Origin of the sequence: Microbacterium sp. LMI13-1-1.1, assembly GCF_040815625.1 — a bacterium.
In the GTDB taxonomy this organism is placed as follows: Bacteria; Actinomycetota; Actinomycetes; order Actinomycetales; family Microbacteriaceae; genus Microbacterium; species Microbacterium forte.
Genome location: NZ_JBFPNL010000001.1, coordinates 585831 through 609291, shown reverse-complemented (window position 1 = coordinate 609291; position 23461 = coordinate 585831). Strand labels below are relative to the sequence as shown.

Below are 23461 nucleotides of genomic sequence, written 5' to 3'. Positions count from 1 at the left end.
TTCACAATCGCTTCACCTGCGCCTACCGACGTCAGCGCGGTCGATCGTCGCTTCCTCGACCCCGCGTCGGGGCCGAGGAAGCGAGCGGATCAGTTCTTCGGAGCCCAGTCCGATACCGAGAAGTTGCCCGCAGGCTCAGGCTTGCCGAGTTCGATCCCCTTGGAGAAGACGAACTTGGGAAGCGTCACGATCGGCACGTACCAGACCTTTGAGGTGATCACTTCGTTGAACTCCGTCGCATTTGATTCGAAGTCCGCCTCCGAAGAGCCCACCAAGGCGTCGTACGCCTTGTCGATGTCCGGGTCGGTGGAGCCGAAGGGGTTCCAGACGGCCGAGAAGGGCAGTTTGTAGAGACGATACGCGTCGTTCGGCAGCGCTCCGTACAGCCCGTAGGACACTGCGCCGGCGGAGTAGTTCTTGGCGGCGAAGTCGGTGAAGAACGAGGTGTTCGGCAGCGACTTCAGCTCGACATCGATCCCGATCTTGCCCAGCTGATCGGCTGCGGCGTTCACGGCGACGGTGGCACTCGGGTCATCGCTGTTGACCTCGATGGTCAACGGGAATCCGTCGGCATAGCCGGCCTCAGCCAGCAGCTTTTTCGCCTCGTCTACGTCGTAGGTGTACTTCGACGGCAGATCGGCGTCATAGCCCGTGTACCCCTCGACGGTGAACTGATCTTGTGCGACGACGTCAGGGCCGACTGCTGCAGCGATGGACTCCCGATCGAGCGCCAGCGCAATCGCCCGCCGAACTCGCACGTCACCGATCGGCTCCGTGACCTCGCCCGACCTGTCCCACAACATGATCGTCACCGCGGTCGACCGCGACTGGGTCACGTCGAACCCCTTTGCCCGCGCCTGCTCGGCCAACTGCGCTCCACCGGTCATGTTCACCTGCACCTGGCCTGAGGCCAGCGCGTTCAGCGCGGTGTTCTGATCCGCGATGACGCGCAGCACGACCTTGTCCCACTTCTGGCGAGACGTGTCGTAATACTCCGGGTTCGGCGTGTACGTGTAGTGATCGCCAGGCTCGCTCTGCGTCGGGTCGTAGACGTACGGTCCTGCCCCGAACGTGGCCGTCTTCAGCTTCTCCGGGTCTGCAAGCCCCGCAGCACTAATGATCATGCCGTTGTTGCACTCGCCACTGTCGGACAGGATCGACTCGATCCCGATGAACGGCTCGGCATAACTGATCTCCACCGAGTCGTCACCGACGGCCTTGATCGTCCAGGGCTTGATGTAGCCGTCGTTCAGCCCGGGCACCGACTTGTAGTAGTTCAATGTGTCGAGGACGGACTGGCGGGTCACATCGGTGCCGTCCGCGAACTTGATGTCGTCTCGGATCTTCATCGTGAAGACCGTGTTGCCGTTCGAATACTCCCAGGACTCGGCGATGCCCGGTTCATACCCTCCATCCTTCGTGACGCGGATGAGCGGTTCGTACGCCAGTTGGAACGTCGGGTACCCCGTGCACTCGAGATTGAGCTCGAAGCTTGTGGGGGAATCGCCGGGGATCGCGATCGAAAGCGTGTCCGAGGGTGCCGACGCCGAAGTGCCTCCGCCACAGGCGGCGAGGCCTACGATGCCCAATGCCGCGGCGAGGGCACCTGCCGCGATCCTCGTTGCGCCGCGCGACTTCCACACGGTCCGACCTTGCTTGAATTTGTTCATGCACCTGATCCTTGCGTCTTCAGTCGCTACGCATCGTCGCGCCCGACCTTGTGTGGTCCGACCTCGATTGAGAGTCATCTTTCTCGGCACAAGTTCACCGTGAGGGTTCGACCCCGGCGTTGGTGCGACAGGATCATCGCTAGCCGTTCGTCAGTACCGATGAGCCTTCGCACAGCGCGTGCGCGCCGTTGAATGCTCAGAGCACTGGTCGACATGGGTCTTGTCGTAAGAATCACCCGAGGTGCGTGCGTTCACGCTTGGAATTTCTCCGAACAACACCCGCGGCGGTCGTCGGCGTCACGATTCGTGCAGATGATCGGACCGTTGGTTCAGCCTCAGGCCTTGACTGATCGGAAAGATGCGCCGGCAGTGCGGCGGTGTGTCAGAGTCGACTCGACTGGAATGACGCCAAGCCCAGGAGTCCGGTTTTGGAATTGTTCTCGCTCGTGAAAGCCGGGAACAGACGAGAATCTCAGGTGAAGGAACTTGCTCGATCAACCAAGGATTGCTCACCCGCATCGGAGCGTTGGAACAACCCGTCCACGTCCCCGGAGGCGCTGTGTCGATTCGTGATTGTGAGTCGGAGTGACCTTTTTGGCTGAGCCGACCGGGGGAGCGAAGCTCGTACCGGCGCTGACATACGCCGCCCTCTCCACCGCGGTCGTGAGCTCCCTGGGAATGCTACTGGTGCCGTCCGTCTCCCTCGAGATGAACGTGACGATCGGTACGGCGCAGTGGATGCTCACAATCAACCTGCTGGTTGGCGCAATAGCAACCCCCATCATGGGTCGCTTCGGCGACGGCCCCGGCAAACGCAGACTGCTCTTGTGGGCGCTTTCAATAATCCTGGCGGGGTCCGTTCTCGCCGCGCTCGCGCCGACGTTCGAGTTGTTCCTGGTCGGACGCGCGCTTCAGGGCTTGACCTACGGAATCGTTCCGATCGCGATATCGCTTGCGCGTCGCTACGTTGCCCCCGCCAGGGCACAGATCGCGATCTCCGGTCTCTCCGTATCCGTAGCCACCGGCTTAGGGATCGGTTACCCCTTGACCGGAGTCATCGCAGGATTCTTGAACTTCCGCTTCGCCTTCTGGTTCGCCGCGCTTTTCGTCGTCACGGCGATCATCGTCGTCGTGTTGATCGTGCCGGCAGGGCCCGATCACGATGTACCGAGACTGCCGTTTGACTACCGCGGCGCCGGTCTACTCGGCCTCGGCCTCGGCACTCTGCTTCTGGCAGTGAGCGAGGGACCGAACTGGAGTTGGAGCTCTCCGTGGACCATCGGCGCGTTTGCGCTCGCAGCTGCCTTGCTCGTCGCGTGGGTCTACTCGGGGCTACGGACCCGGCACCCCCTGATCAATCTCAGGGCCCTCCGGCGTGGTGACGTTCTGCTTGCCAACCTCACGGCGGTGGGGCTGGGCGCGACGCTCTACCTGGGCCTGTCCATCTCCAGCCTCGTCGCGCAGGCGCCTGATTCGACGTCGTATGGCATCGGACTGCCCGTCTTCTGGGCCGGGTTCGTCATGCTTCCGCTGTCCGTGGGCAGCTTCAGCGCGAACCGTTTGGTCCGCCGGTTCACGCACCGCGTCAGCCTCGAGGCGCTGCTTCCCATCGGGGCCGGGTTGATGACGTCCGCAGGAATACTTCTCTGGCTCGCCCACACGGAGTTCTGGGCGATTCTGACGGGGATGCTGGTATTCGGACTGGGGATGGGCTCCAGCTACGCAGCCATGCCCGTTCTGATCGCCCGCAGCGTGGCCGCGGACGAGCTGGGGAGTTCGGTGAGCTTCAACCAGGTCTTGCGCACGGTGGGAAGCTCGATCGGCACGGCGGTTTCGGGTGCCGTTCTCGCCGCTCATATGACGTCCGATCTTTACCCGTCAGACGCGGGCATCAGCATGACGTTCGCCATCGCAGCAGTGTTGTGCGGAACACTTTTCACGAGCCTGCTCATCCGCGCGGCGATCGTCCGTCACGGTCGCTCAAACGGGCGTTGAAATCTGATCAGGAGACGAAGGTCTCAGTCACTTCGATTCAATCCAACCGGCGGCCATCGCAGATATATCTCCCAGCGCGTCACGAATCGCTGCGGAATCCATGCCAGCGCGGCCCGCTACTAGGCCGGCGACGAAGGCACCCAGAGGTGCAGCCGGTCGCATGACTCCGCTCGCGACGTCCCGCGCGAGATCGAGCACCGCGGCCACCGGCACATCCGTCTCGGTAAGACCAAAGCGCGCACGAAGCGCTTCGGCCCAGATGTCGAGGGCTTCTGGTGGGAGAGTGCGGGAAGGTTCATTCACAACGGTCACTCCTTTGTCGAACTGCTCGCCGACATCGGGCAATGTTTTTGGCGCGCTTCGTAGAGATACTCCCACGTATCGACATCTCTCATGAGATCGTCAGAGGCAGCGACCGGTCTGATGCGCAGCGATGCAGCGAGAGCCCGCGCGGGCAGGTTTCGGGCTCGATCCGGAAGGCTCATCGCGGCTTCCCGCAGGGCAGCAGTGCGATAGGCGGCGATGAGCCATTGCCGACGCCCTGACCTGCCGGAGAGACACAGCATGTCGTATTCGGCAGCATCGGACACGTTCGCCACGAGTAGCCGGACGGCCACATCGACGCGCGGCAGATCGCAAGCGAGTAGCAACGTCCACTCAGGGACGTCGTCGACCGACCAAGATCCGAGCGCCGTGACGACCGCCGACGCCGGACCGCCGTAGGGCGGATCTTCTCTCACCCAGGTGACAGGCAACGATTCGTCGAGCGGAGACGAGACCACCGTTATCGGGTCAGCGCCAGCCTCGTCGACTGCGTCGACGGCGCGGGCCAGGAGCGAGCGGCCGCCGACGCTGAAGAGTGGTTTGACCGCTCCACCCATGCGGCTTCCGCGGCCGCCAGCGAGCAGGATAGCGCCGAGTCCTCCCGGAATCGCGGAGATCATGACGTCAGCAGAATACGGACGAGGTGGCCGTCCTCGACCTCGCAGACGTCTTCGGGGACGACAGCATATCCGCCTGAACTCGCCAGGGCGCCTATGCCGTGGGAACCAGCCGACCCCGACGGAGAAGCCTTCCAGCCTGAGGGATCAGATCGGTCGATCGAAACCGGGACATACTGTCGCATTCCCGCAGGGGAGCGCCACCCACGGGTCACCGGCAGCAGAAGGCTCGGTCGGTGCTCCGCCACGCGACCCTGCATCTGCAGCAGCGCCGGGCGCACGAAGACCTCGAAGGACACAGCCGCACTCACCGGATTGCCCGGCAACCCGAACAGCAGAACTCCATCGGAAGTGCGTCCGAAGCCCTGGGGCTTGCCCGGCCGCAGAGCGATCCTGGAGAAGTTCATTCTTCCGGCCAATGCCTGCTTCACCACTTCAAAAGCGCCGGCACTTACTCCGCCGGAGAAGAGGACGATATCCGCACGGTCCGGCGATGACGCCGTCGTGACGTCCGAGAGCACGGCGAGAAGTCGATCGCCCTCGTCCGGGACGGTCGTGAGGCAGACGACCCTGCATCCTTCCTCGACAGCGAGCGACGCGAGCATCCGACCGTTCGATTCCGGGATGCGACCTCGTCCTAGCGCCTCCCCCGGTTCGACGAGTTCGCTGCCCGTCGATATCACGGCGACTCGCACAACGCGAGATACGTGGACGTCACCGATCCCCGAAGCGGCGATCGCGGCCTGGTGCAACGGCCTGAGAGTAGTGCCGCTGGCGACGATCTCGTCGCCAGCCGCAATATCCTCACCCACGCGGCGCACGTTCGCGCCCGAAGCGCGCGGAGACCGGGTGATCATGGCCCTCATCAAAGACCCTTCGAGCCCATCGACGGTGTGCTCGAAAGGCACGACGGTATCAGCCTCAGAAGGCATCGGTGCCCCCGTCATGATTCGGACGGCCGTACCGGGCGGAAGAGGAGGATCGTCGCTTGCGCCGGCCGCAAGGTCTGCGCAAACTCTCAATGCGGCGGGACGATCCTCAGATGCTTCACTGACCTCCGCGAAACGTACTGCGAATCCATCCATTGCCGAGTTCTCGAAAGCCGGGATGGGAGCGGCGGCGCGCAGGGCCTCGCGCAGGATGCGACCATGCGCGGACTCGAGAGCCACCTTCTCAATGGCAACGGGCAGAGCCGAACGGAGCACAACGGCGAGGTGGTCCTCGACCGACACTAAATGCTCCATCTCCTCCACCGCTTCCACACGCGATCCAGCCTTCAGCAGGGGCAGGAGTGAATGCAACCCGGCCTTCACCTGACCATTCGCCACGATCCACGACGAACTAGAGCATCGTGCAGCAATATGCATCCAAAACTCCCGTACTACGTGACCAAGAAAGGCCGCTGGCCGATGCACGAGACGAGAAGGCTGGCACACCTGGCTAGGACCTCCGCCTCGACCAGCATGGGGGCCCGACCTGCCAAGGTAGTCAGCAGTCTAGAATCACAGACTATCCGCCGGCATTGGAATCGGTCTTGCTCTAGGGTTGCAGGTTCGAGGTTTCTACGACCGTCACCGCCGTTCAGCCCGACTCCTTCGCCGTTCGGACCTGCAAGGAACTGTGTACGACAGCGCAGCCTCTCCTCACCGCGTCCAGCGATCAACGCGTCACACCTGGCGTATGCACTCCGCAGCGTGTTACCGCTGAGTTACCGCAGCAGATAGATGGTGAAAGACGAAGGCCCCGCATCCCAGTGTTTCCAGAGGATTCGGGGCCTTCGTGGTGGCGGTGACGGTGGGATTTGAACCCATTGTGGGTGCTGCTACTCCGCCGCTCTCTACTTGTTGCCATCGATGCCGTGCGTCCGGTTGGAGTCGCGTCATGCCACAGGCTATCTCTGCCGCGCCTTGGCCGTTCGCCAGCCATGAGACCAACTCAACGCAACTATCAAGCGCATGAAAACGGAACACTGGTTGGCGGGCACGGGCATCCGCGGTCACGCCGTGGCTAAGTGGCGTCGACGCTCGCCAGATCTAACCGTGCCTAGCCACCGGGCATCGATGGTCTCCTCCACGCGATCTAGTCTGAAGTCGCTATCAAGAACGCGCCGATTCCTCCTGCGACTCGGAAGAGGTGCGCCGATGGAAGCCCCGCGTCTCGATAACCTGGGGCGACCGTTGGATGTCGCCCCGTCAACGGGTGCTCCGACCAGCATGAGGAACCGATGAAGCTCTCCCGGATCAAGATCTCAGGGCACGCTGTGCTCGCCGACCTGGACGTTCCCGTACGGGAGCACCTTGTAGTCGTTGGAGGAAACGATGTCGGGAAGACGTCGATCCTCCGGCTCCTCCACCAGCTGCTGGGAGCATCAACGCAGCAGCTGTACCAGTCCTTTCGCCCCGAGCATGTTCGCGAGGGCTCGGACATGCTTGTCGTGGAGACACGGCTCGAGGACTTCACCGATGACGAAGCGGGCCAGTTCCCGTTCCAGATGTCCATTCGCGAAGGGGAACCCGACTATCTGCTGCTCCGACTTGAGGTGTCGAGAGTGGAGGGGGACGCCGAGAGCGTTCTGATCGATCGCTACTTCCCGGATTCGGGGAACCGGAGACAGCCGACGCGGGACCAGCTCGCGGCGATCGGTTGGCAGTACCTTCCGGCCGATCGAAGCAACTCGGCGGACTACATGGAGGGCAAGCGGAGCGCGTTCCGGATGATGCTCGACTCCGTCGATATCGGTGAAGACAGGGATGTTCTTGAAGTCCTTCTCGAGTCCTTCAACGAGAAACTCGCCGACAACTCCGCTCTCCAGTCGTTGCGCGAGGAGATCGCTGGACATCTCTCCCGCGCGGTCCCACGTTCGTTCGACGCCGATGGGCTGACGATCCGCACTTCGGCCGACCCGCAGACCAGTCCCCTCGATGGCGCCACGCTATATCTGCGGGACGGCGACCGATTCAAGGCGCTCGGAGACCAGAGCGATGGTATGAGGCAGCTCATGGCGCTGACCTTCTTCGACCTCGCGCAGTCTGCCGCGAATATCGTGGCGGTCGATGAACCGGAGATCCACCTGCACGCGGCGAGTCAGCGAACTGTCGCTGCTCTATTCGCCGCGTCTCCGAAGCAGCGCATCGTCGTCACGCACTCCCCCTACGTTGTCCAGCGATTTGAGCCGAAGCACGTGCTCGTGGTCAACCCTGACCGGGAGGCGAAGCAGATTCCGGAGGCGAACTTCAACGCCGTCGAAAAGGAGCGGATCCACTGGTGGTCGCCACAGCTCCTCGAGGGGTTGACCGCCCGGAGGCTTCTCTTCGTCGAGGGCGCGGCGGACCGCGTAGTCGTCGAGGCCGTCGCGGCCAACGCCGGCGTGAGCCTAGATCGAGCCGGGGTATCCGTGTTCTCTCTCGACGGCGCGGACAAGTTCAAGAAGGTCCTCGAAATCGTCGGGAAGAAGGGCTTCGATCTCGCGCTAAGCGGCCTGTGCGACGAGGACCGCGAGCACGCCTGGTCGGGTGCCCTCGGGATCAAGCCCAAGCATCTGAGCGCGAACGGGTTCTTCGTGGCCAGATCGGACCTCGAACACGAGTACGTGCCGCTCCTCGGTGCGCGAACGGTCGCGGATGAACTCATCGCCAACGGGATCGCCCGGGAGCAGGGGTTGCTCAACGCGAGCGGCGCGTCCTCGCTCGACGACCTGACCGATGGAGACGTCGCGGACTTCATCACCAATCAGGACAGCCGGAAGGTTCCGGCGGCGCGTGTACTCGCCCCACTGCTCACAGCGAAGATGATCGCGGCCTCTGAAGCGCTCGGCGCCCTGGTCGAACACCTCGAGGCGATGGTGGACTGATGGCGAACACGCCGATCGGCGCACAGCGGCAGGCCGTCGACAGCACGGCAGATCGATTGCTCGTTGTCGCACCGCCCGGGTGCGGGAAGACGGAGCTCCTCGCCATGCGCGCCGAGCGCATGATCCGAGACGGCACCGTGCGACCTGGCCGACGGCTTCTCGCGATCACCTTCACGAACCGCGCCCGGGATAACCTCCGCGAGCGACTCCGCCAGCAGCTCGGCGAAGCGCGGATGCGAACCAGTGTATCGACCATGAACTTCCACGAGTTCGCGGCCCGCGTCGTCGAGGCGCACGCACCCGTGATCGGACTCGAGCGGGGATACAGCGGGCCGAATCCCGCCTGGCTCCGCCGAGCGCTCGCGGCTAGGAAGCTGGGACGCACCCGCGAACGAGAAGTGAGGGACCTCCTCCAGGCAGCGAAGCGCGGACCGCTGACCGACAACGAGGTGCTCGCGCATCTGGCCCATGATCCCGATGCCTTGGACATCGAGCAGTCCCGCCGCGAGGAGAACTACGTCGACTACGGGGACCTCATGCGGTACGCGCAGCTCATCCTGCGCAATGACCGCGTCGCAGCGCTGTTCCAGGCCCACTTCGACGCGCTCCTGGTCGATGAGTTTCAGGATCTGTCTCTCCAGCAATACGAACTCACGCAGCGCATCTCACGACGCAACGCTACCTACGTCGGAGATCCGTTCCAGGGGATCTACGGCTGGGCGGGCGCGGCACCCGAACAGATCCAGGCCGACCTCGAGTCGAGCTGCGAGGTGTTGCAGCTCACCAGTTCGTTCCGCTCCGCCCCCGCCGTGCTCAAAGTCGTCAACAGCGTTTCAGCCGACCTCGGTGCGCCCGCGCTCGAAGCGGCGCGGCCAAAAAGCTGGGGCAAGTCAGGCGGGCACGCATACGCAGCGGGCTACCCGAACGACGCCACCGAAGCGGACGGCATCGTCGAGCTGACTGACTATCTGGCTGAGAGGTATCCCGAGGACCGTATCGGCGTCATCTGTCGTGCGGAGTACCGTCGAGGCGCGCTCGAACGCGCCTATGACCGCGCGGCGCATCAACCTCAGTTCTGGGACATCGCACTAGACACCCCGAGGGTCGCGCGGCTACTAAAGCTCCATGCTCGGCACATCGCCCCGGACGTGTCGTTCACAGATCAGGTGAACGAACTTCAGGAGCGCGCGTGCTCCGCGATTCCTCCGACCGACATCGAGACGCTGCGAGAGGTCCACGAAGCCTGCGAGCAGCTGCGCGAGTACGCGAGCGCCGACACCTCTGTCCCAGCGCTGGTGAGCCGTATCCGAGACCACCAAGTCGTCTCCGCGATCACCTCCGGCGTGCACGTGCTGAACGCGCACGTCGGCAAGGGCCAGCAGTTCGACTGGGTTGTCGTCATGGGTCTCGAGAACGGGCACGTCCCAAGCGTCTACTCTAAGACCCCCGAGGCAATCCTCGAGGACGAACGCATCCTGCTCGTTATGGTCTCAAGAGCCCGCAAGGGCCTCTTCCTCACCCACGCCAGTTCGAACACGAACCAGTACGGCCGCGTCTTTCAAAACGAGCCGTCGCAATGGTGGGACCAGATGGCGAACGCCACCAAGCCGCTGACCCCTGCGATCGCGAAGCTGATGAAGACGACCGCAGGCGTTTGATGCATCCGCCCGATCTGCGCCTCCGGTCCGCCCGATCGATGCCCAGCCGCGATCCCAACTCGGAGCCTCACTGTCAGCGAGCAACGCCGTTCGCTGAGGAGGTTCTTCAATGCAGAGATTGCGGGACGACGAATCCCGTGCAGGGCAGAATGCACTCTCGGCAGCGCCCCTCACCGGCTTCGATCCGCCGGTACAACTCCGACTCCGCGGGCACAGTGATTGGCATCTCGACGACTCGCGCCCGAGGATCTCTTGGCCGGGCGACCATCGCAATCGCAAGGGCTTGGATTGAGGCAGCAATCTGGTGGGCAACGACCAGGGCGGTCTCACCGTGTTGGTGCTCACAATCCGGCTCGAGGCACGCAGAACAACCAGCGTCAGATCGCTCGACGACGACCTCGTACTCCTCGTCAGGGATATGAACGCAGGAATCGAACCTCCGCTGGCACACCGAGCACACCCACTCGGTGACGAGTTCCGGCGACAGACCCCATCTCTGATGCGCGACCCTCACAGGACAATCGCTACTAACGCCACCATCCGTCATCCGGAGCGTGCAGCCTAGAAAGCCGAACCTCAGCACGGCGGCCTGGTGTACGAGCGTATGCGCCGCGTCGCAGAGTTCGGTGTCCTCGAGAAAGTTCAGCGCATCCATCGAGTTCTGCACGGCCGCCTCGATTGGCTCCCGAAGATCTGTCTCGACAATGGCAGAGAACTGTGCGCGCAACTCGTCCCACCGCAGACAGACGGCATCCATGTGCACCACGTCCTGGGATTCGTCGCCGGTGAGGCGCGCGATCGGGATCTCCTGCGTACCAAGTATCTCAACGACCGCGCCTATCGCGGCCTCCGCCGCCGAAAGGAATATCTTCCCGTTCTCCCGAAGGTAGACCTCTCTGGCTGGCCCGCTCTCAGGTGGAGCCCACCCACTAGTCATCAGACGTACGCGGTGCGTCATGACCCTGAGTCAACTCCCTCACTGCCGCGACGACGCTGTCGGCGTCGCCTTTGATCCTGACCCCCCGAGCCTCCGTGGTGGGCGTGTTGAGGTAGTCGATCCTGAGGTCCACACTCGCCTTCTTCGCGCTCTCCTCGGTATAGCCTCGGCGCATAGCAGCCAGCTCGATGAGCGCGTGGATTCCCTGGATCATCGAAGGCACGAGGTTGACGACAGCAATGTACAGGCCGATGACGTCGAGCTGGGCGGAGAAGTGTTCAACGAATTGGCGCTCGTCTTCGGTCAGGGCATATTCCACAGGCAGGCCGGCCGCTAGCGTTCGTTTCGCAAGCAGCGCGTCAGACCCCATGTAGGCGGGGCGCCCGTCCATCCCGCTTGCCGAAGGCATCAGATAGACCACACCCACAGCAGGATTCTTCACCGTCACCCTCAGGTCAGGATCACGGACTTCCACGCTCGATTCGCTCGCCATAACTCTGAATCTAGTCCAGCATGCGCCAACGCTGCCTTCCGAGGGGCCCATCATCCGATCCTCACAGCGAGACCGCAAGTCTCGGGAGGCCTAACTACTCGTTGTGGTGAGATGGCGTGGATCGACCTAGCGGCTCCGCTCTGTGCCGGGGATGAGAAAGTGCTCCCGAACTGACTCTGCGAGCTCATCAACGGCGACGACGAGGCTATTTTCGACGGCGAAGCCGTTGAGAGGATCACCACCGTTCTGGAGAACCTCGCTAGCACACTCCCATACCGTCTCCGCTGCCTGGCGAACGCCGAGAGGGGCGACGAGCCTCAGCATGTTGCATTCTCTCACGAGGGCGTTGAAGGTGTCCGTCAGCTCGGCAACAACCACAATCTGTTCCGAGGGAGGCATTGGCGATTCGTCATGCTGCATCTCGTCGACTGCAACTATGGCCATCGTGTCCGCCATGGCGCGGAAGTCAACTGCGGCTGTCCTAAGCTGTCGCGAAAGAGCGATCACTGCCGACACATGCTCCCGTAGATCCTGGTCCCAGCGCTGACTTATCTGTAGTTCGACGCGTCGCTTTTCCTGGATGCTGCTGAACATGAACGCCAAGACTGCACCCAGCACGAGGAAGGAGCCGGCGATAACCGGCACCCCCCACCATGGAGCTCCGTCACCTCCACCCACGACTTCAATCAAAAACGGAGTGGGAGTGGGAGTGGGATTGGGAGGCATCTGTTCACCCCTTCGGAAAGGTACCTGAGGGGCATCGGGCGCATTGCCGCGATCCTGATCTCGATCTGACTAGACCCGGCCAACGACCAGTTCTGGAACACCCTGATCGTATCGGAGACTTCCAGAGGTGGCGTTCGGCCGCCCCCATCGAATAAATTGACCCGTCCAAATCCTTGCGAACTCTTGGCATGTCATAAGCGCAAGGGCATGAGCGCTCGCCATGCGGCAACCAACATCGGCTTCAGGTACGCCGGAGACCGTTGTCCGGTGTCTCCTAGCAACAGGCATTGAGCACGGCCAAGTCGAACTCGACCCCGCGGGCGCCGTTGCCGCTGCGCCGCTGCTCGGCTTCCTGACCCTCGTTGAGCCCGCTGTCTATTCCCCCACGATACGAAGCACTGGTCGTTGATCCGCGACGCCGAGGAGGCCGCGCACCTGCGCCGGCGGTAGCCGGAGCGCTTCCGCGATCGCGGGCACGGTAACTCCGTGTTCGGCGGCGAGCTCCGCTGCGCGCTCCAGAAGAGTCGGGACCTCTCCGGCGTAGGAACTTGTGGGGTCTGCTGCGAGATCGTTCGTAGCTGCGAGTCGTTGGAAGGCGCGCCGCGCGGAGGAGTCCGTTACCCGCCTCAGCTCGGTCATCCTCCGGATGAGCGAGTGCGGAGATACTCCCCAGGTTCTTCCGATGCGATCAAGCGTCGCGAGGTCCAACCGTTGGGGTAGTACAGCCTCCATGGCTTTGGCGGGCGTGAGGAACTCTGCAGCGAATTCGTCTGCCTCACGCTCGATCGCTGCGCTCTGTTCCGGAGACTCTGCATGCAGCAACAAGTGTCCGATCTCGTGGGCGATCGAGAATCGGTGCCTGAAGACGTTCGCGCTTCGGCGCGGGGTCGTGATCACGATCGGCCGCTCTACGATCCGAACCGAGAAGGCGTCGACCGACTCCACCTCGCTGAGGGGACGTGTCGCGACAACAATCCCGCGCGATTCAGCGGTCGCCACCAAGTGTTTGACCGGGCCTTCTTGAATGCCCCAATGGGCTCGAAGTGCCGCCGCCGCCGCCGCAGGTGAGGTCCCCGGCACCACTGCGGGGAGGTCGACTTCGGGAAGTTTGATGTACCGCTCGAGAGCGAACGTCAACTCCCAGATCAATGTCGCAATCGAAAGAGCTTTCTGGCGATCGCTGACACGTGCCGAGCGCAGGCTTCGGAAGTGAGCGTTGACCGAATCGATGCGAGCGAGTGGTCGCCCGACACTGAAGAACCCTGGGCGCACGTCGAGTGTGCGGGCTAGTCGCTCCACCACTTCGGATCGTGGTGCGTTCACGCCCGCTTCGTACTGCCCGACCGCGGCTGCCGAGACGTCGACCGCAGTGGCGAGTTCTGACTTGCTCATTCCGACTCGAACACGAGCCTGCGTCAGCCGGGCAGGTTCGAATTGGCCGTGCGACCCCCGGGGCGGCGGAAGTTCGAAGAGGGCTGGTGGGACGTCATTCATCGGCGGGGCGATCCTCGCTCTGCAGTGCGAGAGAAGGTGCAACAGGGCTGCCACTGTCGAACGACTCCACCTCAGTGGCTGCTCCGACATCGACGAGCTCCGGCCGCCACAGGACTTCCCCACCCTGAAGACGGACTGCGCCGGTGGCAGAGTCGTACTCCGCGACGGCCCACTCGATCGAGGACAGCTGACGAGGCGTGGAGTGCACCATCACCAAGACAACGGGCATCACGGCACCGGCGGCCTTGACCATGCTCTCGAACTCAGCCTCTTCGGTGTCGTCTCGAGCGGTTTCGCCGCCGTCGAGGAAGCTGTCACCGAAGATCTCAAGCGGCGGGTGCGCGAAGAAGCCGTTCCGCCGGGTCTTGCTCGATGCGAAGCCGTCGATAGCATTCGCGCGTGAGGGGACGCGCCACACGACGAGAAGGCATCGGTTCACGATCGGAAGACGCCAGCCTGCAGGCTCCAACCGGTGGCTCTTGTAGCCGCGGTCCTTGAAGGCGTCGGTCGTCTCGTCGTAGAGATCTCGCCACTGGCTCGCGAAACCCAGCAGGTGGCGCGAGCCGGAGGCCTCGTGCGCTTCAACAGACCGGTCGTGCCGGGCGCGTACGACCTCCACCACGAGATCGCGCGCGGCGTCTGTGTGGTCACCGAGTGCTTCTCTTACGGAACTGGGGGTCATCTGGACTCCTTCACTGAGCTGCTAGACCACATCCCGGCGGTCAAGCTTTAGTATGACACACGAAACGCGCGCCAAAGCTTCAGTGCAGCTTCGGCGTGTTGCGCGCTACACCTCGCCGCGGAGAGAACGACGATGAGGACGTACCCTCGGATTCTCACGACGCTCCTGCCGGCTTTTCACGCTCGAGCATCTACGGCGAGACCTTGCGCGGCGTCCCCGTTGACCGTTCGCCCGGCAGTCGCGACGACTAAGACCCCCACGTGCATCACGGCGAACTCTTACCTGGGAGTCTGGTGTCTCCGAACACGACCCGGAACAGAGATGGGCGTTGTCGCTACTCGTTCAGAATTCCGATTCGTACGTCGAGCGCTCAACTGCGCTTGGAAACGCCCGCCTTTGACGCAGGACTAGCGCGTCTCTCGATGTCGCCGTGCAGAGCGGTCAGGATCGAGCCCGCTCGCTCATGCCAGGCAGGTGGGCCAACATTCTGGGGCGACTGCCACCGGCAACCGGGACCTTCGCGCGCCTGGCAATCACAGCTCCTCGGATAGAAACACCTCAGGAAACGACGCTCGGTGGAAGCAGGTCACCGGCTCTGAAGACCTTCACGGCGCCAGCAGGCAACCGAGCTACGAGGACCGTCATCAGCCCCTCCGCATAGGAGCGCGTGAGGTTGGTCGCTACAAAGATGTCCGTCTCGTCCACCCTGACAACCCGCGGATGTGTCGATCCTGGAAGGCTACCGGCATCCAGCGCTATCGCATTCTCGATACAGACCTGAGTCGGCCCAACTTCCTCGGCCACGATGCGGGTAAGTTCTCGCACCGCTCGGGCGGCAGTAATGGGCCGCGTCGGTTCGCCGCCCTCTGTTTGGAGGACGTAGATGGCGAACTTCCCATTCACTCTTCGAAGCCGAAGCTCGAGCAGTTGTCGCCTCGCTTCATCACGTGTAGCTTCCACGTACTTTCGAGCGAATAGCGCAAGAAGCACGTCATCCAGGCGTCGTGTTCCCGACACTGCACCTGGATAGTCCATCAATGCAGCAACTTCGTCGCGGTCTACCTGGTCCAGAACGGTGTGAAGCCCCGACACGGTTCGGATCCCAAGAGCGTGCAGATGCGCACGCAGCTCGTCTTGACTCTCGAGGCTGCCGACCTCAGCCTCCGGGTAGAGCGAGTCAATCACTCCTGCCAAAGTACTCGACGTTAGCGGCTGACCATCGTCCGCTGACTGCGAAGCAGACTCGATTTCTTCCTCACCAGTCTCAGATTCCTCGCCCTCGAGAGCAGTCGGAACCAGGAACTCATCGATCTCGTTGAACACCTGGTCTAGGTAACGACGCAGACCACCTGCTTCGATGAACCACTGGTCAACCCGTCCTTGGTCATCCTTCTTCAAGTTGCGGTATGCCGCGGACTTGTAGCGCACATCGTGCTCGTACTCGGCCCAGGCATGCCCAGCAACTGTTCGAATCTGTACCTCTAGTCCCGGCCGGTGACGGAAGTACGTCGCAAGATCAGGGTACCTGGCGCCAAGATGACCCGCGTCGACCGACGTCACGATGATGTGGTCGCTGTCGTAACCGTTGTGCTTTTTCTCGCCTGGATTCTGATGATCTCTGGTGCCCAGCCGAGTCTGTAGAAGCCCGAGAAAGTCCATCCTCGCTCGGGTCGTGTAGACGATAACTCGGGCCGCGACGCAGTCATCAATCTGCGAGCGCGGGTGGCTGTACTTGTCCGTCCCGTCGCTCTCAGTTCGCCCGCACTTTTCAATGTACGAGGTGAGCGATTTGGCTCGCGTTTCAATCGTATAGACCGGTATTAGCGCTTCGGTTGACATCTCGTAGAGGTAGTCGCGCATTTGATCCGCCGCGCGCGCCAGAGAGTCTTGTTCGTTGGCGAACTCCCACACGTGACGCGGAATCGTCTCAGTTTGCAAGCTGCGATGTCCGCCCATCTCACTCGAAGCCGGATCCATTCCTGTCATCTAGGCATTTTCTCACACATGGTGGACCGACCGTCGTGTTCGCGTCAGTTCGAAAGCCCGTGCTAGTCCCCATCCTCGTTGACGCACATGGTTCGGGGGCGACTCTTCAGTCAGCATCTCCGCCAAACTCGACTAGAAGAACTCGATCATGATGGCCCCTCAGACGACACCGCCGCGCGCTCGAAGGCTGGCGAACTCCGCATCGATGTCTGGACGAGCGAAGTGTCCCGGGCCAGAAACGTGCGCCGAAGGACCGTCGATTGTCTCGGAGCTATGCACGACCGTGGCCCAAGGACTCGCGACGTCCGGCTGCGTACACGACTTCGACGCAGCAGCGCCAAATCGGGGCAGCTAGGTTCAGCGTTGATCGACTGGGCAACGCGTGCTCAATCTCTGGCTATCCTTTACTGCACATGCTGCTTGTCCAGCAGTGTTCAACGATCCGCTTCGCCATCCTGCCTCCACGACCACCGTCGCGTCGCTCACCGCAGCGATGAGTCTGTTGCGCGACAGGAACCGCCACTTCGTCGGCGCAGTGCCGCACGGGACCTCGCTCACCACGGCGCCGGTCTCGACGATTCGGCGAAGAAGCTGCTGATGGCCCTGAGGGTACGCTCGGTCGACCCCACCGGCGAGGAACGCGACCGTCTTTCCGCCGACTACGAGTGCGGCACGGTGGCCTGCGCCGTCGATGCCGTACGCTCCCCCGGACACCACGACCGCGCCACCTGCGGCCAGCTCGCCGGCGAAGTCACCCGCGAGCATCTCGCCGTATGCGCTCGCGGCGCGGGCTCCGACGATCGCGACTCTGGGGGCCGCGCTCAGCAGCCGCGGGTCACCGCGCACCCAGAGAACGGCCGGCGCATGCACCCCGAGGTCGTCGAGAGAAGTCGGCCAGTGAGCATCACCCGGAATCAGAAGTCGGGCTCCGACGTCCCTGGCGCCGCGCAGCGCATCGACCACGCTCCGCGCGTCGGCTCGGGTCTTCCACCGCGCCCGCCCGTCGGCGAGTGCCCGGCTGCTGACTTCTGGGCCCGCCGCGTTCCCGGCGCCCAATGCGAGCCGGAGCGCGTCCGAAGCACCGAGCTCTTCGATGAGCGCCCCGGCCACACCATCGCCCGGCTCGGTGAGGACCGACCAAGACACCCGGGCGAGCGCCTCCACCGCATCTCCGGAGGGCCTGAGCTGTTCGAGCGACTCTCGGACGCCGGCGTCACCTGTGAGTGACTCGATCATGATGCGTACCCCCTCTTGAGAAACAGCGCCTGGCCCACTTCGTCGCGTCCCGGCCTGTCGAGTCCAGCGAGATCGGCCATCGTCCACGCCAGCCGCAGCACCCTGTCGTAGCCGCGCAATGTGAGCGTCCCCCGCTCGAGAGCCCGGTCCAGCGGCGCCCGTGCATCAGCTGGGATGCGCAGATCGAGCTGTCTCAGCCGAGCGCCGGGCACTTCGCTGTTTCGAAGCCATGGGGTTCCCCGCCATCGCGCACCGGCTCGCTCTCGCGCCTCGATGACCAGCGCACGAGCGATCTCGCTCGTCATTCCGGTGCGGTCCCCGATCATCGCCTGCGAGGCGGAAACCCGAGAGACGTGCAGCTCGACATCTATGCGGTCTCGCAGCGGACCCGAGAGTCTCGTCGAGTATCTCCGGATCGCCAACGACGGGCACACACACTCCGCGCCACGAACCCCGTAGTTGCCGCACGGACAGGGATTGAGTGCCACGATGAGCTGGAACCTCGCTGGAAACAGAGCCGTGATCCCCGCTCGACTCACTTCGATCACACCCGACTCGAGCGGTTGTCGCATCGCGTCGAGCGCCACTCTCGAGAACTCCGCCGCTTCGTCGAGGAAGAGCACACCCCTGTGCGCCCGAGAGATCGCCCCGGGGCGCACAGACCTCGTTCCACCTCCGACGAGCGCCGCGACCGATGCACTGTGATGCGGCGACTCCAGCGGCGGCATCACGTCGAGAGCCTGCACCGAATCGCCCGTGAGCGAGCGGATCGACGCCACCTCGAGCGCTTCGTCTTCGGTGAGACTCGGAAGGATGCCAGGCAGCCTTCGTGCGAGCATGGTCTTCCCTGCCCCCGGCGGGCCGCTGAGCATCATGTGGTGTCCTCCCGCCGCGGCGACGATCAACGCACGCACGGCGTTCTCCTGCCCCACGACGTCGGCGAGGTCCAACTCTTCAGGACGCTCGCGCGCAACCGCTGCGGCCGCGACCGGATCCGCCTCGAGCACGTCGACCTCTGCACCATGCCACACCGCCACCTGCGAGAGGCTCGCCGCAGGGCGCACCTCGATTCCCGGCACGAGCCTCGCCTCGGCCTCGTTGCCCCAGGGGACGATCACGGTGTCGAAACCCGCGCGTGCAGCAGCGAACACCGACGGCAGCACTCCGGGAACGGGCCGGAGCCGACCATCGAGCCCGAGCTCACCGAGATGCACCACGCGGGCGATGGACCGGCTCGACAGCGCTCCCCCGGCTGCCAGCGCAGCGACGGCGATGCTGAGGTCGAAGCCCGCTCCCTGCTTGGGGAGGCTCGCGGGCGAGAGGTTCACCGTCAGTCGACGACGCGGAAGATCGAGCGCGGTGTTCTTGCACGCGTTGTGGACCCGCTGAACAGCTTCGCCGAGTGATTTGTCGGGCAGCCCGATGATCTTGAAATCGGGCGTCTGATTCGAGATGTCCGCTTCGACTTCGACCATGTGTCCATCGACCCCGGTGAGCGCGACCGCCCAGGTGCGAGCCGTCTTCACGACACGTCCACGAGGTGTTCGAGGGTGCTGTGCGCGGGGTCAGCGCCGATGATCCCGATCGCCTCGATCCGGATCATGAGGCCGCCGGCCTGGTCGGGATGATCGGCGGCCCACGCATGGGCCAGTTGCCACAACCGGCGGACCTTGCGGGCGTCCACCGCTTCGAACGGGTGCCCGTGAGCGATGGTGCGTCTTGTCTTGACCTCTACGACTGCCAGATGGCGGCCGCGACAGGCGACGATGTCGATCTCGCCCTGCGCACATCGCCAGTTGCGGTCGAGCACCTCATATCCGATACCCGTCAGGTATCGAACCGCCTGCTCTTCACCGTGTCTACCGAGCTCGTCTTTCGCTGCCATGGTGACAGCCTGTCGAGCGCCCGCGCCGATCAGCGCTCCGAATGAGCCGCAGCCCCAGTCCCTCGGCACAGCCCGTCAGAAACCTGAGCCGTGCAGAAGAGGTCACTCCCCGTCGAGCGACAGCTCTTGCGGCAGTTCGAACTCGCGGCGCTGCAGCTCTTCGACGTTGACGTCTTTGAACGTCAGCACCCGCACGGCCTTCACGAAGCGGTCGGCACGGTAGATGTCCCACACCCAGACGTCACTCATCGAGATCTCGAAGTAGAAGTCGTGCTCGGTATCACGGCGTACGACATTCACCTCATTGGCGAGGTAGAACCGCCGTTCGGTCTCGACCACATACTGGAACTGTGCGACGACGTCGCGATACTCGCGGAACAGCGCGAGCTCGAGCTCGCGGTCGTAGTCGTCGAAGGCTTCCTCATCCATGATCCCTCCATCCTAGAGTCGGCGACACTGCGATGCCGCACGCAGGCTCAGAACAGAGTCGGGACATCTGCGATGGCCCAGGATGATCGGTGATGCGGGGAGAGCCCGAGGCTCCTGATCGCATCACGATGCTCGAGGCTCGCATATCCCTTGTTCCTGTCCCACTGATACGCGGGGTGGCTCTCGTGGAGCTCGGCCATGTAGGTGTCTCTCGCCACCTTCGCGATCACCGATGCCGCTGAGACCGACGCGCAGTCACGGTCTCCTTTGACCACGGGCCGCACGCGCAGCGGAACCGGATGCACAGGCGAGACGTAGTCGTGATTGCCGTCGAGCAGCACCAGCGCTCCGTCGAGCACCACTCCCGAATCGACCACGCTCTGCACGGCGCGCGATGCCGCGAGCCCGAGCGCCCGCATGATGCCCACCGAGTCGACCTCGGCCGCACTCGCCCAGCCGACTCCCGATGCCTGCACCCATGCCGCGGCCCTCGCAGCGACGTCAGGTCGACGCCTCTCGGTGACGAGCTTCGAATCCCGGAGTCCTTCGGGCACGCGACGGCGCGCACCGGCCGCATCCATCACGGCAGCTCCGACCGCCACCGGCCCGGCAAGCGCGCCTCGTCCGACCTCGTCGAGGGAGATGATGAGATCGCACTCACTCAGCAGCCTGCGCTCGAGAGTGAGCTTCGGAGCGACGACGCTCATTCCGGATCCGGGACGCCGTTGAAGCTGTCGTGGTGGCCGTCGATCGTGCCCATACGGTCGAAGGGCCATGTCGTGAAGAACGCCTTGCCGACGACGTTCTCGATCGGAACGAATCCGCCGCTGGGAAGATCCTGATGCGCCCGCGAGTCCCGCGAACGATCCCGGTTGTCTCCGAGCAGCCAGAGGGACCCCTCCGGCACGACCACGTCGAAGGGTTCGTTGGACGCAGCGGTGTCGCCGTCCGGGAGATTCAGGTAGCCGAGCTCGTCGATGGGCGCGCCGTTGACCGTGATCTGCCCGAGGGCGTTGCAGCAGACGACGTGGTCGCCCGGCAATCCGATCACCCGTTTGACGAGGTGATCCTGAGAGTCCGTGGCGGAGATCCCGATGACGTTGAGCATCCAGTCGAACGCTTCGATGAGCGGAGGCTGAGCCGGAGTCTGCGGCTGACCGTCGAGCCACCCGCCGGGATCCTTGAAGACGACGACATCGCCGCGTTCGTAGTCGTTCCACCGGGGTGTCAACTCATCGACGAGGATGCGATCTTTCACCATCAGGGTGCGTTCCATCGAGGCCGACGGAATGTAGAAGGAGCGGACGACGAAAGTCTTCACGACGAAGGAGACGAGCGCCGCGATGACGACGATCACGAGGACGTCTCGCAGGAAGACGAGGAACCCGCGACGCCGCTTCGTCGGTGGAGTGGACGCGGCGGCGGAGTCAGTCGTCATGAGGGTTCCTTCACAGTCTCGCACCGCACGGAGACGGCATCATCAAGGGTCGCACACCCCGGGGATAACACAGCACCCCGGGACATCGTGTCCCGGGGTGCTGTGGAGAACCTGCGCGTCAGTTGTCGCGCTTCTCCTTGATCTTCGCCTTCTTGCCCCGCAGCTGGCGGAGGTAGTAGAGCTTCGCGCGACGCACGTCACCGCGGGTGACGACCTCGATGTGGTCGATCACCGGGGAGTGCACCGGGAACGTACGCTCGACGCCCACCTGGAAGCTGATCTTGCGAACGGTGAAGGTCTCGCGCACGCCATCGCCCTGGCGGCCGATGACGACTCCCTTGAAGACCTGGATACGCGAGCGGGTGCCCTCGGTGATGTTCACGTGCACGTTGACCGTGTCACCGGGGTTGAAGACGGGAACGTCTGAACGCAGCGATGCTGCGTCGACGGCGTCGAGGATCTGCATGATCGTCTCTCTCTGCACTCGCCTCAGGTCGGTTGCATGATGTAAGTAGGAACAAGAAGAGGTGTGCTGAACGGAGCCGAAGCGTCCGTGGGCTCCCCTGAGGCAGAACCGGTCACGGCACAAACATTCATTCTGCCATGGATGCCGCACACGGCCAAAACGCCGTGCGCCGCGTCCTCAGTCCCTTGTGTCCTTCTCGCGGACCACGATGACTTCGTGTGCGCGAGTCTCTGGCACCGACTCATCGACACCCGGCACGGATGACCACGCGATGGTCTCGCGGATCCGTGCTCCGCTCCCCTTCGCCTCGTTCCACAGCTGCCAGAGCTGCAGCCAGAACAGGCCGATGCCGACCACCACCGCTGCCGCGAGGAGCCAGCCGAAGGCGCCGTCGATGAAGCACCCGACCGCGATGGTCAGCCCATGCCAGATCGTGAACCCGCCGACATCCCACCAGGAGACCGCCCGCTCGACGCGCACCGACGGACGCGATCGGGTCAGGAGCGTGAGGAGCAGCTGGCCGACGAAGACCGAGGGCACCGCGATGAACAGCACCCACAGGATCGCCCATCCGCCCTGGAAGACGCCCCACCCCACGAGCAGCCACAGCGGCAGCAGGAACGCGGCCGGAATCAGCCACCGGAAGAACGCCTGACGCAACCACATGCCTCAAATCGTACGACGCGGGGCTCGACATCGTCACGGTGTTCGCTGTGAGCGCGCGGTCTCTGCGCGGACGCCCGCGTCCGGGAGATCGGGGAGAATGGAGTGGACGAGAGGACACCCGATGATCGAACTGCGCACCCCTGCCGAGATCGACGAGATGCGCGCCGCCGGTCGCTTCGTGGCTGAGACCCTGGCAACCCTGCGCGACGAGACGAAGGTCGGCACGAATCTGCTGTCGATCGACCGTCGAGCGCACGACATGATCCGCAAGGCCGGAGCGGAGTCGTGCTACATCGACTACCACCCGTCCTTCGGTGCCAGCCCGTTCGGCAAGGTGATCTGCACGTCGATCAACGACGCGGTGCTCCATGGGCTCCCTCATGACTACACGCTTCGCGACGGTGACTTGGTGTCGCTGGACTTCGCGGTGTCCGTGGACGGCTGGGTGGCGGACTCGGCCCTCTCGTTCGTCGTGGGCACCCCGCGAGAGGAAGACCTGCGCATCATCGACACGACGGAGCGCGCGCTCGATGCGGCGATCGGCGCAGCGGTCGTCGGCAACCGTATCGGCGACATCTCGGCGGCCATCGCGGCGGTGTCGCACGGCGGGGGGTACTCGATCAACACCGACTTCGGCGGACACGGCGTGGGGCGCATCATGCACGGCGACCCGCACGTTCCCAACGACGGCCGGGCCGGGCGCGGATTCCCGCTGCGCGAGGGCCTGGTGTTCGCTCTCGAACCGTGGCTGCTCGAGACGACGGACGAGCTCGTCACCGACCCCGACGGCTGGACCCTTCGGAGCGTCGACGGATCCCGGGGCGCCCATTCGGAGCACACCGTCGCAGTGACGGCGGATGGCCCCATCATCCTCACCGACAGGTCGTTCCTCGGCGTCCGCTGACTCCC

The 23461-nt window shown here is 63.8% G+C and carries 22 protein-coding genes; 4 read left to right on the top strand and 18 right to left on the bottom strand.

Annotated elements, in window-relative coordinates; translation table 11 throughout:
* Positions 1–89: 89 nt before the first annotated feature.
* Positions 90–1670 (bottom strand): ABC transporter substrate-binding protein, encoded by a 1581-nt coding sequence (locus MRBLMI13_RS02915; protein ID WP_367820606.1) that lies wholly within the window; start codon positions 1668–1670, stop codon positions 90–92.
* Between the two features lie 585 nt (positions 1671–2255).
* Between MRBLMI13_RS02915 and MRBLMI13_RS02910 the strand changes: the two genes are divergently transcribed.
* The gene (locus MRBLMI13_RS02910) at positions 2256–3665 is read left to right on the top strand and encodes an MFS transporter (RefSeq protein WP_367824945.1); all 1410 of its coding nucleotides are present in this window, start codon (positions 2256–2258) and stop codon (positions 3663–3665) included.
* 27 nt (positions 3666–3692) lie between these two features.
* On the opposite strand, the gene MRBLMI13_RS02905 is transcribed toward MRBLMI13_RS02910, so the two are convergent.
* From MRBLMI13_RS02905 to glp, 3 genes are read right to left on the bottom strand one after another with little or no spacing between them, the layout of a single operon-like run.
* On the bottom strand, positions 3693–3968 hold the full coding sequence (locus MRBLMI13_RS02905; RefSeq protein WP_367820610.1) for a DUF6457 domain-containing protein: 276 nt from the start codon (positions 3966–3968) through the stop codon (positions 3693–3695).
* Positions 3969–3973: 5 nt separating this feature from the next.
* On the bottom strand, positions 3974–4609 hold the full coding sequence (gene mobA, locus MRBLMI13_RS02900) for a molybdenum cofactor guanylyltransferase (protein WP_367820612.1): 636 nt from the start codon (positions 4607–4609) through the stop codon (positions 3974–3976).
* A complete protein-coding gene (gene glp, locus MRBLMI13_RS02895; RefSeq protein ID WP_367820614.1) occupies positions 4606–5973 on the bottom strand; it encodes a gephyrin-like molybdotransferase Glp in 1368 nt (455 codons plus the stop codon). Before glp ends, mobA begins: the two co-directional genes overlap by 4 nt.
* 857 nt (positions 5974–6830) lie before the next feature.
* On the opposite strand from glp, the gene MRBLMI13_RS02890 reads away from it, so the two are divergent.
* Both MRBLMI13_RS02890 and MRBLMI13_RS02885 read left to right on the top strand, forming a co-directional pair.
* Complete coding sequence (locus MRBLMI13_RS02890) at positions 6831–8456, top strand: ATP-dependent nuclease (protein ID WP_367820616.1); 1626 nt, start codon at positions 6831–6833, stop codon at positions 8454–8456.
* Positions 8456–10114, top strand: a complete 1659-nt coding sequence (locus tag MRBLMI13_RS02885) for a UvrD-helicase domain-containing protein (RefSeq protein WP_367820618.1) — start codon at positions 8456–8458, stop codon at positions 10112–10114. The genes MRBLMI13_RS02890 and MRBLMI13_RS02885 overlap by 1 nt, the downstream gene beginning before the upstream one ends.
* A 106-nt stretch (positions 10115–10220) precedes the next feature.
* On the opposite strand, the gene MRBLMI13_RS02880 is transcribed toward MRBLMI13_RS02885, so the two are convergent.
* The 14 genes from MRBLMI13_RS02880 to MRBLMI13_RS02815 all read right to left on the bottom strand — a co-directional run bounded on the left by MRBLMI13_RS02880 (position 10221) and on the right by MRBLMI13_RS02815 (position 22552).
* Positions 10221–11072: a hypothetical protein gene (locus tag MRBLMI13_RS02880; RefSeq protein WP_367820620.1), complete on the bottom strand. Its 852-nt coding sequence runs from the start codon at positions 11070–11072 to the stop codon at positions 10221–10223.
* A complete protein-coding gene (locus MRBLMI13_RS02875; RefSeq protein WP_367820622.1) occupies positions 11044–11544 on the bottom strand; it encodes a hypothetical protein in 501 nt (166 codons plus the stop codon). The genes MRBLMI13_RS02880 and MRBLMI13_RS02875 overlap by 29 nt, the downstream gene beginning before the upstream one ends.
* A gap of 126 nt (positions 11545–11670) precedes the next feature.
* The gene (locus MRBLMI13_RS02870; RefSeq protein ID WP_367820624.1) at positions 11671–12189 is read right to left on the bottom strand and encodes a hypothetical protein; all 519 of its coding nucleotides are present in this window, start codon (positions 12187–12189) and stop codon (positions 11671–11673) included.
* Between the two features lie 456 nt (positions 12190–12645).
* The gene (locus MRBLMI13_RS02865) at positions 12646–13764 is read right to left on the bottom strand and encodes a helix-turn-helix domain-containing protein (RefSeq protein ID WP_367824943.1); all 1119 of its coding nucleotides are present in this window, start codon (positions 13762–13764) and stop codon (positions 12646–12648) included.
* Complete coding sequence (locus MRBLMI13_RS02860) at positions 13757–14446, bottom strand: hypothetical protein (protein ID WP_367820628.1); 690 nt, start codon at positions 14444–14446, stop codon at positions 13757–13759. The genes MRBLMI13_RS02865 and MRBLMI13_RS02860 overlap by 8 nt, the downstream gene beginning before the upstream one ends.
* A 558-nt stretch (positions 14447–15004) precedes the next feature.
* Entirely contained in the window at positions 15005–16306 is a 1302-nt protein-coding gene (locus tag MRBLMI13_RS02855) for a hypothetical protein (RefSeq protein ID WP_367820630.1), read from the bottom strand.
* A 483-nt stretch (positions 16307–16789) separates the two neighbouring features.
* Positions 16790–17668, bottom strand: coding sequence for a DNA-processing protein DprA (locus MRBLMI13_RS02850; RefSeq protein ID WP_367820632.1), 879 nt, complete (start codon positions 17666–17668; stop codon positions 16790–16792).
* Positions 17665–19194, bottom strand: coding sequence for a YifB family Mg chelatase-like AAA ATPase (locus tag MRBLMI13_RS02845; protein WP_367820634.1), 1530 nt, complete (start codon positions 19192–19194; stop codon positions 17665–17667). Before MRBLMI13_RS02845 ends, MRBLMI13_RS02850 begins: the two co-directional genes overlap by 4 nt.
* Complete coding sequence (locus tag MRBLMI13_RS02840) at positions 19191–19553, bottom strand: YraN family protein (protein WP_042541662.1); 363 nt, start codon at positions 19551–19553, stop codon at positions 19191–19193. The genes MRBLMI13_RS02845 and MRBLMI13_RS02840 overlap by 4 nt, the downstream gene beginning before the upstream one ends.
* Before the next feature lie 102 nt (positions 19554–19655).
* A complete protein-coding gene (locus tag MRBLMI13_RS02835; protein ID WP_042541663.1) occupies positions 19656–19982 on the bottom strand; it encodes a DUF2469 family protein in 327 nt (108 codons plus the stop codon).
* 47 nt (positions 19983–20029) lie between these two features.
* On the bottom strand, positions 20030–20689 hold the full coding sequence (locus MRBLMI13_RS02830; RefSeq protein WP_309688190.1) for a ribonuclease HII: 660 nt from the start codon (positions 20687–20689) through the stop codon (positions 20030–20032).
* Entirely contained in the window at positions 20686–21420 is a 735-nt protein-coding gene (gene lepB / locus MRBLMI13_RS02825) for a signal peptidase I (RefSeq protein WP_042541665.1), read from the bottom strand. The genes MRBLMI13_RS02830 and lepB overlap by 4 nt, the downstream gene beginning before the upstream one ends.
* Positions 21421–21538: 118 nt before the next feature.
* Positions 21539–21886, bottom strand: a complete 348-nt coding sequence (gene rplS, locus MRBLMI13_RS02820; protein ID WP_042542128.1) for a 50S ribosomal protein L19 — start codon at positions 21884–21886, stop codon at positions 21539–21541.
* Between the two features lie 177 nt (positions 21887–22063).
* Positions 22064–22552: an MFS transporter permease gene (locus tag MRBLMI13_RS02815; RefSeq protein WP_367820638.1), complete on the bottom strand. Its 489-nt coding sequence runs from the start codon at positions 22550–22552 to the stop codon at positions 22064–22066.
* A 121-nt stretch (positions 22553–22673) separates the two neighbouring features.
* Here MRBLMI13_RS02815 and map point away from each other — a divergent pair, with 121 nt between their 5' ends.
* Positions 22674–23456: a type I methionyl aminopeptidase gene (gene map, locus MRBLMI13_RS02810; RefSeq protein ID WP_367820640.1), complete on the top strand. Its 783-nt coding sequence runs from the start codon at positions 22674–22676 to the stop codon at positions 23454–23456.
* Positions 23457–23461: the final 5 nt, after the last annotated feature.